Source organism: Nostoc sp., from assembly GCF_036919895.1.
Taxonomy (GTDB): domain Bacteria; phylum Cyanobacteriota; class Cyanobacteriia; order Cyanobacteriales; family Nostocaceae; genus Nostoc.
On record NZ_JBALBW010000022.1, the window covers coordinates 43,012 to 57,209 of the forward strand.

Consider the following 14,198-nt stretch of genomic DNA (forward strand, 5'->3'; position numbering starts at 1 on the left):
GAGGCTTTGCCAACGCAGAGTATCTCGTAGATAAGGCGCTAGCTTCTTCCTTGGGGAGAAGACCAGCTAGCTGCTTCACCAAAATCCAAAATTTAAAATTCAGCGAGTGGTGCTACTTGACCTCTATAAACGAGATGATGTTATCCACGTCTCCCAGAGATTGATAATCACCAGCACTGAACTCACGGCATCGACCACCAGTTTCATTTTGACATACACGTACCACTACACCTGCTGGTACACTTAATGAACTTATAGTGTCATTCCCCACAACATTTAAGTCACCTTCATTGGCTTTGTATACTCCTGGAGTTATGGGAAAAGTCTGGGAAACTCCAGCAAAATTAGGTTCTGTGTAGACTTTAACCCCTGATGACGGATTAACTTCTATAAACGAGATGATGTTATCCACGTCTCCCAGGGAGGGATAATCACCAGCACCGAACTCACGGCATCGACCACCAGTTTCATTTTGGCATACACGTACTACCGTACCTGGTGGTACACTTAATGAGCTAATAGTGTCATTGCCCACAACATTTAAGTCACCTTTGTTAGCTTTGTATACTCCTGGAGTTGTGGGAAAAGACTGGGAAACTCCAGCAAAATTAGGTTCTGTGTAGACCTTAACAGCTGATGACGGCGTGGAGGGGGCATTGTAAGCCAGCTTGTAGATAGTGCCACTGTAGTCATCTGAAATTAACAAATTACCTTGCCGATCGACTACCATATCTACAGGCCGCCCCCAGACTTCTTGTGTTGCTGGAACTAGCCAACCACTGACTAAATCTATCTCCTCTTCTAGTGTCTTTGTTGTACTGTTCCACGGAAAGTAAGCTATTTTGTAGCCCGTTTTCTTCTCCCGATTCCATGAACCATGCAGCCCCACTACTGCCCCACTTGAGTACAGGCTGGGAAAATTGGTATTTTGTAAGAATGATAATCCCAAGGGAGCCGAATGGGCTTGGATACCCTTGTCAATCCTGTCTATTGCGTTGCAATTAACATCTCCATTAGCATTGAACTGATAGTCACGGTCAAAGGGCATGTTGTTGAAGCCATTTAATGTGTCAGGATTGGGGTTACAGAATGGCCAACCGTAGTTACCGCCATCTCGGACTCTTGTGAACTCCTCTGGCGGGTGGTTGTCTACGTAGGAAGGGATAACTTTACCGTAATTACCAGTGCTATCGTTGAACGGATAGGCGATGTTATCTCGATTATTAACAACTACCCAAAGGTCATTTGTGCCAGGTAAGAATGCTAACCCTTCGGCGTTACGTAAACCTTGGGCAAAAAGTCGCTGATTGGTTCCATTAGCATCGTACTGGTAAATTGCACCACGCTTTGGGTTACTGACAGTATCTTCCTTACAGGCATTGCATGTGGAAGCGATGGACACATACAGTTTGTGATTGCCATCAAGGGCAATATTTTTCAATTCGTGACCATAAGCGCCTTTGAGTTCTGATGTGCTGCTATCTGGTAAGCCAGTTATAATGATTTGACGATTTTTTGCGGTTAAGTCTCCAGAGTTGTAGATGAAGCGGTTAATTTGATTAGTCTCGGAGATATAAACGTATGTGGTGTTATCAATCTGATGAAACACAATGTCGTGTGGTCTGCGTAGACCGGTCGCAAAGTCGGAAATAATTGGGTCTTTGCTGCCATTTGGCCGGACAATTAACACTTTACCCGTATTGGGCTGTGACACTAGAAGATCCCCGTTGGGAGCAATTGCCATAAAGCGAGCATTCTGAATGCGAGCATAAACAGATATGGAGAAGTTGGGGGGCACTTTTAAGTAACGGTTAGCATTAAAAGGCGAAGAGGTCATTGTACTAGGCACTTTTATCTGGGTGTCAACAGACGCAGCAGGCGGACTAGCAAAGGCTGCGGTGGGAACAAATTCTAAGGACATGAGACTAACTAATGATGCGGATAGTATGCGTCCGAGCATCTGTTTTGGGTTTAAAGCAAACATAATTATTTTCAACTTCCCTCTAGCGTGGTTGTGATGTATATTACACCTAATTCTCGGTTAGCCGATTTTTCCGAGAGCTAGAACAAACCTTACTAAGTGGTGCAAGTTTTTGAGAATACTTCGTTAGATATATTTATATACTCGTATTTTTTTTTCTTCATCAAAAAATGAGTTAACCGAGAGTTACAAATAAAGGCAGAGCGATCGCTCTTTCAATCTAAAACAATCCTCAAATCAAACTAGCCCCAAAACCCTTGTACAGATAGTCTTAACAGCGTTGCATCCCAATCAGAAAGCCAAGTTTGTGTTTGAAAAACCCAACGCCAAGGACTTGATTTTTCTCAAATAATTGATTGAAGCTGATAAAATTTCTGTGGTGATTGATTGCACATATCCCTTGGTAGAATTAGCGGCGGCTCATGGTTATAGCGGGAGTGAGTGGGGTGAAGTGCGATCGCGCAATATATTTGTGCAATAACCCCAAAATCTGGAAATATGACTCAAGCTAGTGGATATACTCGTAATCAAACTCTCAACAGAAGCGAGTATTATGCTGGAATGGTTAGCTCTTTGGGGTGTAACTCAGGCCACCGGGTTGATTTTTAAACCCATTTTGGAAGACTTAGCCAAGGATGCTGCTAAAGATTGGGCTAAGGATTTATTAAAAGGCATCCCTGGCAAGATTTTAAAGAAACTTAAGAAAGAAGATATAGAAATTGCTGCTGGGAAAGCGTTAAAGGAATTTTTGCAACTCATGCAGCAGCAGTTAAAGGTTCGTTGCAAACTTGCTGAAGCTGAGATTAAAGAATACACCAAAGACATCCAGAAATTTATCAGCGATAAGTCTGTTGCAGAAATTCTTGGTAAGGCTTTTGATATTAATTGTGAATCTCTAGACGCTAAAACGTTAGAAGATAGTTGGAACAGGCTGCAATTAAAACCTCTGCCATCTAAGTTTAACTGGCAATCACTTACAGAACAGTATTTTACACAAGTCCAAGAACTTCTTTTAGATTCAAAAGAATTACACCATATCCTTGAATTACAAAAGTTATCTGATATTGAAATAAATACAAAAGAAATTGCTGGCGTTATTGTAGATTTTAATTTAGTTAAATATCAAGAAGGAATCCGCGAACGCTATGGCAATCTCAAGTTAGATAGCTTAGATACAAGCGGCTATGCCTATAACGAACTGAAATTATGGAAAGTTTTTACTGCTCAAAATGTTCGGGAAACTCATCAAGTTTTAGCACAAGTTCACGAACTGCCTAAAGAACATCTGAGACGGCTGCGAGAAAGTGACCAAGTAGAAGCTGTTGAATTAGAAGAATTAGAACGCCACAAACGGGTTTATTTTGAACAGCCGATACGTTCAGTTTTAGATGTTGTCAATAAAAAGCAAGATTATAAATATCTTGTGATTTTGGGCGATCCTGGTTCCGGGAAGTCTACTTTGTTGCAATTTCTGGCTTTGAATTGGGCAGAGTCACCACTGGATAATGTTATATCATTACCAATTCCCTTGCTAATTGAATTACGCACTTATATGCGGCGACGGGAAGATAAAGAGTGCAATAATTTTCTCGAATTCTTTCATCAATGTAGTGGTGCAGTTCATCATCTCAATCAGCTTGAATTAGATAAACAATTAAAAGCTGGTAATGCCTTAGTGATGTTTGATGGTTTGGATGAGGTATTTGACCCTGGTAAGCGAGAGGATGTAATTACTGATATTCATCGCTTTACTAATGACTATCCTGATGTGCAGGTAATTGTCACTTCTCGGATTATTGGCTATAAACCGCAACGATTGCTTAATGCTGAGTTTCGCCACTTTATATTACAAGATTTAGACTCAGAACAAATTCAAGATTTTATCAACCGTTGGCATGAGTTAACTTTTACCGATGCTGTAGATAAAGAGAGAAAACGGGAACGGCTAAAAAGAGGAATTGTAGCTTCCAAATCTATTGCAGAATTGGCGGGAAATCCTTTGCTGTTGACGATGATGGCAATTCTTAATCGGAATCAAGAGCTACCAAGAGATAGAGCGGAGCTTTATAATCAAGCATCGCGGGTGTTGCTGCATCAATGGGATGTGGAACGCGCTTTGACAGAAGATAAGAGGTTAGATCCTAAAACGATTGATTATAAAGATAAGCAAGCGATGTTGCGTCAGGTTGCTTATCTTATGCAAACTGGTGAGAAAGGTTTGGCAGGGAATTTGATTAATGAGAATGATTTAGTCAAAGTTCTGACTGACTATCTGAGAACTATAGAATTTGATAAACCCAGAGATGTTGCGCGGGTGATGATTAATCAACTGCGGACTCGCAACTTTATGTTATGTTTCCTGGGTGCCGATTATTATGCTTTTGTGCATCGGACATTTTTAGAATATTTCTGTGCTTGGGAGTTTGTCTGGCAGTTTAAAGAAACGCAAACGCTGACTATTGAGGAACTTAAGAATGAAGTTTTTGGCAAACACTGGAAAGATGAAAGTTGGCATGAAGTCTTGCTGCTAATTGCGGGAATGATTGAATCTAAATTTGTTGGCGAAATTCTTGAGTATTTAATGGCGCAAGATGGCGAAGAGGAAAAGTTTGTCAACCTCTTTTTAGCGGCTAAGTGCCTTGTAGAGGTGAGAAATCGTTCGGCGATCGCGTCAACGGCTAATGAATTACACAATTGTATAAAGGATTTATTGAGATATGGATATATGGCTTCAGGTAAGGAATTTGATCTAATTCGTGAAATTCGTACTAAAGCTGTTACAGCAATTACAAATACTTGGAAAGATGACCCGGAAACTTTACTATGGCTCAAAAATCTTGCTTATTTCTATGGAGATTGGGATATACAAAATACAGCAGTGCAAGAGTTAGCCAAGGAGTGGAAAGACGACCCTGAAACTTTATCGTGGCTCAAAACCTGCTCTGTCTCCTCTGATGCTAGTGTACGATTTGGAGCAGTGCAAGCATTAGCTAAAGGTTGGAAAAGTGACCCAGAAACCTTACTTTATCTCAAAAGATGCGTTCAGTTTGATTATGATTGGTCTGTGCGACGGGTAGCATTAGAGCAATTAGTTTGGGGGTGGAAAGATGAGGCTTGGATATTTGAATTTTTGTTGAGTCTCTCTATTAATGACCCTTTTAAGCGTATGACAACTTGGCAAACTAATCCTCGGCACATTGCACTAGAGATAATTATCAAGCAATTTCCTCAGCATGACCAGACTTTACCACTGTTGCGCGATCGCGCCGACAATGACCCAGATGAGCAAGTGCGGGAGTATGCTCAGAAGAAGTTAAAGCAGTGGGAAGGGTAAATGTAAGCTGAGTATATGCCCAAGAAAATCAGAGAACTCAAAAGCTTGTTGCTGCAAGCAGGGTTTACTTATAAACCTGCAAAGGGTAGCCACAGTAAATGGATACATCCGCAATTGCCTAAAGCTATCATTATTGCTGGTAAAGATGGTAGCGATGCCAAACCTTATTTAGAAAAACAAGTCAATGCAGCACTTGAAGAACTAAATAAAATTAAAGAAGACGAGGAGACAGAAGAATGAAATATACAATCGTGATTCAATGGTCAGAGGCAGATCAATGTTATGTGGTTTTCTTACCTGAGTTTACGGATATAATGCAGCCTTGCACTCACGGAGAAACTTATGAAGACGCTCTTAAAAATGCTCAAGAAGTTTTAGAAATGCTGATTGAATCATCTTTAGCTGACGGTGAACCTCTACCAGAGCCTAAAACGCTAGGGAAATCTTTGGAAGTTGCATAGATAAACAAAGAGAGTAGTGGTAAATCAGGGGAGTGAAAATGTAAACAGATGCAAAAGAAAAGCTTAGTATTATCTATTTAAGTAGTTATTGATCCCCCCTAACCCCCCTTCAAAAGGGGGGAACCAGAATCAAAGTCCCCCTTTTGAAGGGGGATTTAGGGGGATCTAAAATGTTTTGCTACCGACCAGAAGACTTTTAAAACATCCTCTAAAACTAAGACGCTAGAAAAGTCGTTAAAAGTAGGGTTGTAAATCAGTAAAATTAAATAAAAAGAGGTAATCTCATGACTAAATCTGTAAATACCACTAAAGTCTACGACGAAATTATAGAGTTTATTGCTGCTGGAACCACTCCCCAAAGTGTTATCGATTTCAAACTATCAGATGCAGCCAAAGACCGTTTAGAGGATTTAGTTTATCGGGCAAAAACTGAAGGTCTTACAGGAAGTGACCAGCGAGAGTTAGATCATTTCCTGACGCTAGACCATATTATGACTTTAGCAAAAGCAAGAGCTAATCAGTACGTTAACTCTAAGTGAGTATTCAAAGTGTCTCGTCTATATATTAATGCAGAACTGCGGCGTTTAGTTTGCGATCGCGCCGCCCACCTATGCGAGTATTGTTTATATCCAGCTTTAGTGTAGGTTGGGTTGAGGAACGAAACCCAACATTTTCCGGTTTTGTTGGGTTTCACTCCGTTCAACCCAACCTACAAATTTTCTAATTGTCCAATCTTCATATTATAATGTGCGATCGCACCCACCAATGGGAATTCTATACTTAGCAACTATTGCTACTTCACCATTAGAACTCCCAAGGTAAATATACAATGTCCTATCAAAATATTGCAGCCACCCTTTCGCCACAAGATATCCAAGAAATTAAAGCTGCGTTACAGACAGTCCAACAAAAGATGCCCTTTCTGATTACTCTTAGCACTGAAGAACGGCGCAAGTTGCTAAAAATGGGCGATAAAAGTCTAGCTTTTGTAAACAATAGCGTCACTGCTGCTCAGTCTAACCGCGAAATTCTTCCAGCCACTTTTGACGTTGAAGAACTTGTCCGGGATTATCAATTGGCCACTGCGCTTACCGAACTTTTAATCTCAGTGCAACAACTCGCCGAACAAGTCGATGATACCCTAATGGCAGTCGGTAGTGAAGCTATGACTAGCAGTTTGACAGTTTATAACTACGTAAAGACAGCATCGAAAAAGACTCCAGGCTTAAAAATTGTCGCTGAACAGTTGGGCGAACGCTTTAAAGCTATCAAAGGTAGACCAACAAAAACTGCATCTGGTTCTTAACGAATTAATACTTATTAATGAGCCTTTGAACCTCATTAATGAGCCTTTGATACTCATTAAAGAGTCTTTGAACCTCATTAAAGAGTCTTTGAACCTCATTAAAGAGTCTTTGATACTCATTAAAGAGTCTTTGATACTCATTAAAGACTCTTTGAACCTCATTAAAGACTCTTTGAACCTCATTAAAGACTCTTTGATACTCATTAAAGAGTCTTTGAGCTTCATTAAAGACTCTTTGATACTCATTAAAGAGTGTCGAAAATTGAAATTAAGCGATCGCTGCTAGAAAAATGCCAACTACATCTTTCACTTTTTGAGATTATATTTGGTTTTGTTGATTTCTAGCCAGTTGCAGAGCGGGAACTGAACCCTGTTGAGTGCTGTATCAATTATGTAGAGCTTTTCTACAGCACTCATTTGACAACTGGCATAGGTGGGACACCAGAAGCGGGAAGTTTTGCTCTATCCCTCGTACAACTTCTTCACTGTCCCGTTGTGTTGATATCTCCATTGAAACAGTAGCTCGAAGTTATGAAATGCCAAATTGCCAAAATTGCTTAGGGCGGTATTTCATCCCCATATTCTTTTCTTGGAACAGCAATCTTCGCCCAAGATTTACCACCACGCAATACTCATCACTTCAATAACCTTTGTACCATAATTGACTAATGCTGTGATATAGCACAAGCCTTGGTGGTTAGGACATCAACAGATGATGAAACTTAGACACAAAAAGGCTTTTCACCCAGTCCCCAGTCCCCAGTCCCCAGTCCCTTGCTGTTACAGAGTTGTCACAGAAGGCTCTTGCACCCTATCTTTAACAGTTTTTGGTTCTACAAAAGCTTCTCTACCTGTAATCAATCTAGAGCGACGATTACGAGTGATATAATTCCACGCCCACTGAAAGACTACTAGTAATTTGGTGTCAAACTCGATTAAGAAGTAGATGTGGACTAGTAGCCAAAATGCCCAAGCAAGGAAACCTGTGAGTTTGATTATGCCTAAATCTACAACAGCTAAATTTTGCCCAATCATCGCCAAACTACCTACATCGCTGTAACGAAATTGTGGCAAAGTCTTACCTTGAAGCCGTCGTTGAATTAATTTACCTACATACTCTCCTTGTTGTTTAGCTACAGGTGCAACACCAGGTAAGACTTTACTATCTTGGTGAGAGAAGTTAGCTAAATCTCCAATTACGAAAATGTTGTTATAACCCTCGATAGACAAGTCAGGTTCTACAATTACCCGCCCTGAGAAATCGCACTCTACACCTGTACTTTCTTTTAAGACTTTCCCCATTGGGGAACCTTGAACACCAGCTGCCCACAAGATAGTTTTTGAGGCAATTTCTGTAAATTCATTGTCTTGCTTGAAAGTAACAATATCACCTTCAATATTTGTCACTCTGGTGTGAGTGTGGAGTTCTATACCCAACGATTGCAAAGATACTGCTGCTGATGCCGATAACTCTGGTGCCATGTGTGGGAGGATGCGAGGGCCTCCTTGTAATAGTAAAATTCTCGTTTCTGAAGTGTCGATGCTGCGGAAATCTTCTTTGAGAGTTTTGTATGCCAATTCTGCGATCGCACCTGCTAATTCTACACCAGTCGGGCCACCCCCCACAATCACGAAATTCAAGAAAGCACGGCGTTTTTCTGGATCGGTTTCTTTTTCTGCTGCTTCAAATGCGCCAAATATCCGACGACGCATTTCTATGGCATCTTCCACAGTTTTCAAACCAGGAGCAACTTTTTCCCAGTGATCTTTACCAAAATAGGAATGGTTAGCACCTGTGGCAACAATTAATGTATCATAAGGTACTATTTCATCGCCCAAAATAACTTGTTGCGCTTTTGGATCGATCTCATTTACTTCTCCCAATAACACTTTTGTATTCTTGCTTTTGCTAAATACAGATCGCAATGGTGCGGAAATATCAGAAGGTGATAGCGTACCTGTGGCAACTTGATATAAAAGCGGCTGAAATAGGTGAAAGTTACGTTTGTCAATTAGAGTAACATTTACATTCGCTGCATTCAGACCCTTTGCTGCATACAGTCCACCAAAACCACCACCAACAATAACAACCTGATGGGGTGCATTATTTTCAAGTGAAACTGACATAAAAAATATTTCCTTGGGTTAAGAATTTGTAACTATTCTTAACGAATATGTAACAGCATTATGATAGAGGTTGCTGTTTATTTAGAACAATTGAAAAAATGATGAAGGTATTCAAAGTTAGTTCTTAGCCCCAACTCTGCCAGGGGGTATATTTACACTCATTGCAATGCTTTCCTTCAACACATCTATATAATAAGATATTCACTACGAGCTATGACTATATTTTGAAACGTATATCTGCATACAGACAGCAAATCCTAAAAGAAAATAAAGAAACCTGTCTTTCGCCCAACGAAATAATAGGATACTAATAGTAGTAGCATATACAAAAATGTATTTATAGCCTGATCAAAATCATATTTGAGTGCATCTGAGTACAGCTTAATATATTGCAAAATATCTTGACGAAAACTTAGCAAAGGCTTACGGGTAAAGTTTCTTGTAGCGTGAACAAAAATTCTTAACCCCTGCCCTAAAAATACTAGTACCCCTATCGTTAAATACTAGCGCCCCTAACCCCAGACAAATTTTAACTTGATGTTAAGTCGGGGTTTTGGCGTTTGAGTACAACTTTAATCAATCCAATAAATCCAATCATCATTGGGTTTGGTATCGAGTTGGAAGTCACCTGATATAAGCATAAAAATAGCAGATGACTCATTTACCAGATAGACATTACCGATGCAAGAGTCTTTAGACAGTATTAGCGATCCCAAAACTACCAAAACGCAGGATTCTGCACATAGATCCATGCTGAAAAATTTACTCTCAGGCGTTTTTTTTGAGCCATTATTGAGTGATTTTCGCATTATTTTTGAGCGCGATCCCGCAGCCCGGAATTGGCTAGAGGTGGTGTTTTGCTATCCCGGATTGCACGCACTCTGTTTGCATCGTTTTGCTCACTGGTTACATGGTCGAGGAGTGGGTTTTATCCCCCGTTTCATTTCCCATTTAGGGAGATTTTTGACGGGAATTGAAATTCACCCAGGTGCAGAGATTGGCCAGGGCGTGTTTATCGACCACGGAATGGGTGTTGTGATTGGCGAAACTGCGATCGTCGGCGACTATACGCTGATTTACCAGGGCGTTACCCTTGGCGGAACTGGTAAAGAAACTGGTAAGCGTCATCCGACGGTGGGCAAAAATGCAGTGATTGGGGCGGGTGCGAAAGTTTTGGGTAATCTGCAAATTGGCGATCGCGTCCGTATTGGCGCAGGTTCCATTGTCTTGCGGGATATCCCCAATGATTGCACAGTTGTGGGCGTTCCCGGTCGAATTATTTCCCGAAATCAAAACGCTAGTCTTTCTCCTTTAGAACATGGAAAGCTACCCGATATGGAAGCAACCGTGATTCGTTCTTTGCTCTCGCGCGTTGAAGAACTCGAAAAACAACTGCAAATTGTAAGACAAGAGTCATTAGTCATTAGCAAAGGACAAATGACAAATGACAAATGACTTTTTAGGCGATCAAGTTTTGCAGATACCTTTGAGCGATCGCTGGCGAATCTATCACCGACTGCAAGAGTTAAAAATAAAGAGCTGCTGTCCCCCCGATGGTTCTTTACGAGTGCAAGTGAACAATTTGGTGGAAGCAATTCTAATTCGCAGTACAGTTATGCAACTTCTTGGTTCTCGTCAGGAATTATTAGAGTGGCTAGAGCGTTGCTGGATTTATAGCGATGAGCCTTGAATCTTCTAATTCAGAGACTATTAATCTTGAATTCATGACGAAATCACTGCACTTTATCCTTTTTGTTCATAGATGCACAAAGCTCGAATAGGTTTAGAGTTTGAAGCTACTGTATACTTGCAGAATTTGTTGCAGACTGAGATGGATTAGATGGAATTTAGATTTTGTTTCTTCTCCTAAATCTGAAACTTCCCTGACATATAGCAACAATTAAAAATTGGAATTTCTGATTTTTAAGTTTTTCCCAAATTAAGAAATTGAAAGTTCAATCATTTATGGCGACTCGGAATAGAGATATAAAACTCCTCAATTTTTTGCAAAACGAACTTGAACTTTCAAATGCTGATATTGCTGTAGCTCTGCGACACCGTGAATTAGAAAATGGCCCACTACCTATGCTCCTCTGGCAGTATGGTTTAGTTGATTTGGAGCAGCTAGGAAAGATTTTTGATTGGCTAGCAGAACACAGTTAACTAATTTGTCCCCTGTACCTCTGAGTCCCATTACCTGCCTAAACTACACACCAATGCTCTACAAAATCTGAGGTTACAAAGATGATTACATCCTTAATTGCTGGTTTCTGTGTTTTACTTTGTTCGGGATTTGCTAATAGTTACATTAGTTCGTTGCTACTCGAACAAATTACAACTGACATCGGTAAAAACGATTAGTAAATTATACATGGTTTTAGATCCCTGTCATACAGATGTGATGCTGCTAATAGGGCAATAATTAAGGATCATGTATCCTACATTATGAATTGTGATATTTTTAGCATTTGCCATCGCTGGGGATTGTAGAGAGAAAGGATATTAAGAATACTTCCAAGAGAGGGATATTTGCAATGAATCAAATCATAATTAATGACACTACATTACGTGATGGCGAACAGGCAGCAGGTGTTGCTTTTACCCTAGAAGAAAAGGTTGCGATCGCTAAGTTTCTCGATTCCATTGGTATTCCCGAATTAGAAGTCGGTATACCAGCAATGGGCGACGAAGAAACCCGTGCGATCGCCGCAATTTCTGACTTGGGTTTACAAGCAAAACTCCTCGGCTGGAACCGCGCTGTCATCTCAGATATTAAGGCTTCTATTGCTTGCGGACTGAACCGGGTACATATCGCCATTCCCGTCTCTGGTATCCAAATCGCCGCTAAATTCCACGGTCAATGGCGAGTAAGTTTGCAAAAACTCAAAGACTGCATCAGCTTCGCCGTCGATCAAGGTCTTTGGGTAGCAGTTGGTGGCGAAGATTCTTCCAGGGCTGATGAAAACTTCCTCTTAGATGTAGCGCTTTATGCCCAAGAATGGGGTGCATCCCGGTTCCGCTTCTGCGACACCGTAGGAGTTCTCGATCCTTTCACCACCTACACCAAGGTCAAACGGCTGGTTTCAGCTTTGATGATTCCCCTAGAAATCCACACCCACAATGATTTTGGTATGGCAACAGCCAACGCCCTTGCGGGTATCAAAGCCGGAGCCTTATCAGTAAATACCACAGTCAACGGATTAGGTGAAAGGGCGGGAAATGCAGCTTTAGAAGAAGTTGTCATGGCGATAAAACGCATCTATGGCGTTGATTTAGGCATCAACACTCCCGGTTTACTGGAACTGTCTCAACTAGTTGCAGCCGCATCAGGTGCTAGCGTACCACCTTGGAAAGCGATCGTTGGCGAAAATACCTTTGCTCACGAATCTGGCATCCATGCTCACGGGGTATTGCAAAATCCCATTACCTACGAACCATTTGCTCCCGAAGAGGTAGGTTGGGAACGGCGTTTAGTATTAGGTAAACATTCTGGACGGCATTTGGTTTCAAACTTGCTAGAACAGCATGGAATTTTCTTGAACTCCCAAGAAACCCAATCTGTTTTAGACGCAGTGCGCCATCAATCGGTACAGAAAAAACGCAGCCTGACGACAGAAGAATTGTTGAATTTGGTCAGAGAACAGAGGTACTCTCATGCAACGCGATGAATTAGAGCTAAACTTGCCACCTGCTTTTGAAATTGGTGAAAAAGTCAGAGTTCGGAAACTGCTTAAGAACGATGGTACTTTCCCTGGTAAAGAAGTTGGGCAAGTTTTAGTGAACAAAGGAGATATCGGCTACATAGCCAGTATAGGAACATATTTGCAGAGTTCCTATATATATGCTGTGCATTTCTTGGAAACAGGATTCGTCGTCGGCTGTATGAAAAAAGAACTAGAATCTGTTGAGGAATCTCATGAAAGTAATGCTACGGATGAATGATGCCGGTACTTTAGTAGTCTACGTTGCTAAAAAAGACCTTGAAGAAGAAGTCGTCAAACAAACCGATGGAAATGATGGCAAAATTCTCACCCTAGCAAATGGTTGGGAATTGGAATTTCGTGATTTGCCAGATGCAGCAAATTTACCTCAAACAGTAGAAGCTAAACGCCTCGCGTAAGGGGATTGGGGACTGGGGACTGGGGACTAGGGACTGGGGACTGGGGACTAGGAAATAAATAAGTATTTAAGAATACTTTCTCAGTACCCAATCCCCAATCCCCAATCCCTAATCCCCAATTCCCAATTCCCAATCCTCAATCCCCAATCCCCAATCCCCAATAACTTTTTATCAATCATGGGTGACAAACATTTGACGTTATCAGAATTGAACCTTGAGGGACAGTTACTAGGTTTTGTTGGTGGTGAATCAGGAAAATATAAATACTTGCAATTAGCAGTTCCATCTGGAAATGTGGAAATTAAACTGTCTAAAGAGTTGCGCCGTTCTCTAAGTTCATCCTTAGTTCCTGGCCAGCAAGTTCGCGTTTGTGGTTATAGTAAGATAGATTCGCGTACAAGTGAAATTAAAATTAAAGCCTATCAGGTAACATCAATTAATGGGTGTCCAAAGCAAGATTTACCACCTCAACCTAAAGCGAGGATTATGGTATGTCAAAAGGGCGGTTGCCTGAAACGTGGTGGTAAAGGGTTATTATCAGAATTAGAAAAAACTTTGTGCGATCGCGGTTTGTTAGACAAAGTTACCATTGAACATACTAGTTGCCAAAAATGCTGTAGCAGCGCTCCCAACTGTGTTTTACACCTTGGTAAAAAGAAATACAAGAATATTCATCCTGATGCGATCGCATCTTTGCTAGAAAGTCATTTAACTCAATAGTAGTAACCTTCCTAGCTATTCTTAAAATAATACACAATTTTGTAGGGGTAAAAATTTTACCCCTATTTGTTGTAAGTATCATACAGTAATCTTGTCAAACTGCGATCGGCTAAGTTATAACTGCTGCAACGTTAGTAATATCGAATACA

The 14,198-nt window shown here is 40.8% G+C and carries 14 protein-coding genes; 12 read left to right on the forward strand and 2 right to left on the reverse strand.

Annotated elements, in window-relative coordinates; translation table 11 throughout:
- Window positions 1–112: 112 nt before the first annotated feature.
- Window positions 113–1,984: a PQQ-dependent sugar dehydrogenase gene (locus tag V7K55_RS03415; RefSeq protein ID WP_334828212.1), complete on the reverse strand. Its 1,872-nt coding sequence runs from the start codon at window positions 1,982–1,984 to the stop codon at window positions 113–115.
- 550 nt (window positions 1,985–2,534) lie between these two features.
- On the opposite strand from V7K55_RS03415, the gene V7K55_RS03420 reads away from it, so the two are divergent.
- From V7K55_RS03420 to V7K55_RS03440, 5 genes are all read left to right on the forward strand, one after another.
- Entirely contained in the window at window positions 2,535–5,315 is a 2,781-nt protein-coding gene (locus V7K55_RS03420) for an NACHT domain-containing protein (RefSeq protein ID WP_334828286.1), read from the forward strand.
- A gap of 15 nt (window positions 5,316–5,330) precedes the next feature.
- Window positions 5,331–5,555 (forward strand): type II toxin-antitoxin system HicA family toxin, encoded by a 225-nt coding sequence (locus tag V7K55_RS03425; protein WP_334828215.1) that lies wholly within the window; start codon window positions 5,331–5,333, stop codon window positions 5,553–5,555.
- Window positions 5,552–5,776 carry a type II toxin-antitoxin system HicB family antitoxin gene (locus V7K55_RS03430; protein ID WP_334828218.1) on the forward strand — a complete coding sequence of 75 codons (225 nt, stop codon included), beginning with the start codon at window positions 5,552–5,554 and terminating at the stop codon, window positions 5,774–5,776. The genes V7K55_RS03425 and V7K55_RS03430 overlap by 4 nt, the downstream gene beginning before the upstream one ends.
- A gap of 284 nt (window positions 5,777–6,060) precedes the next feature.
- On the forward strand, window positions 6,061–6,315 hold the full coding sequence (locus V7K55_RS03435; protein ID WP_334828220.1) for a hypothetical protein: 255 nt from the start codon (window positions 6,061–6,063) through the stop codon (window positions 6,313–6,315).
- Between the two features lie 290 nt (window positions 6,316–6,605).
- Window positions 6,606–7,082, forward strand: a complete 477-nt coding sequence (locus V7K55_RS03440; protein ID WP_334828222.1) for a hypothetical protein — start codon at window positions 6,606–6,608, stop codon at window positions 7,080–7,082.
- A gap of 780 nt (window positions 7,083–7,862) precedes the next feature.
- Here the strand turns inward: V7K55_RS03440 and V7K55_RS03445 are convergent.
- Window positions 7,863–9,209: an NAD(P)/FAD-dependent oxidoreductase gene (locus V7K55_RS03445; RefSeq protein ID WP_334828225.1), complete on the reverse strand. Its 1,347-nt coding sequence runs from the start codon at window positions 9,207–9,209 to the stop codon at window positions 7,863–7,865.
- Window positions 9,210–9,890: 681 nt separating this feature from the next.
- Here V7K55_RS03445 and cysE point away from each other — a divergent pair.
- From cysE to V7K55_RS03480, 7 genes are all read left to right on the forward strand, one after another.
- Window positions 9,891–10,664, forward strand: coding sequence for a serine O-acetyltransferase (gene cysE, locus V7K55_RS03450; protein WP_334828228.1), 774 nt, complete (start codon window positions 9,891–9,893; stop codon window positions 10,662–10,664).
- Entirely contained in the window at window positions 10,654–10,899 is a 246-nt protein-coding gene (locus V7K55_RS03455; protein WP_334828230.1) for an Asr1405/Asl0597 family protein, read from the forward strand. Before cysE ends, V7K55_RS03455 begins: the two co-directional genes overlap by 11 nt.
- Window positions 10,900–11,174: 275 nt before the next feature.
- On the forward strand, window positions 11,175–11,372 hold the full coding sequence (locus V7K55_RS03460) for a DUF2949 domain-containing protein (RefSeq protein ID WP_094340663.1): 198 nt from the start codon (window positions 11,175–11,177) through the stop codon (window positions 11,370–11,372).
- 371 nt (window positions 11,373–11,743) lie between these two features.
- Window positions 11,744–12,877 carry a homocitrate synthase gene (gene nifV, locus V7K55_RS03465; protein ID WP_334828232.1) on the forward strand — a complete coding sequence of 378 codons (1,134 nt, stop codon included), beginning with the start codon at window positions 11,744–11,746 and terminating at the stop codon, window positions 12,875–12,877.
- Window positions 12,864–13,151 carry a nitrogen fixation protein NifZ gene (locus tag V7K55_RS03470; RefSeq protein ID WP_104909028.1) on the forward strand — a complete coding sequence of 96 codons (288 nt, stop codon included), beginning with the start codon at window positions 12,864–12,866 and terminating at the stop codon, window positions 13,149–13,151. The genes nifV and V7K55_RS03470 overlap by 14 nt, the downstream gene beginning before the upstream one ends.
- Complete coding sequence (nifT, locus tag V7K55_RS03475) at window positions 13,126–13,329, forward strand: putative nitrogen fixation protein NifT (RefSeq protein WP_094327371.1); 204 nt, start codon at window positions 13,126–13,128, stop codon at window positions 13,327–13,329. The genes V7K55_RS03470 and nifT overlap by 26 nt, the downstream gene beginning before the upstream one ends.
- A gap of 177 nt (window positions 13,330–13,506) precedes the next feature.
- Window positions 13,507–14,049 (forward strand): (2Fe-2S) ferredoxin domain-containing protein, encoded by a 543-nt coding sequence (locus V7K55_RS03480; RefSeq protein ID WP_334828235.1) that lies wholly within the window; start codon window positions 13,507–13,509, stop codon window positions 14,047–14,049.
- Window positions 14,050–14,198 lie beyond the last annotated feature (149 nt).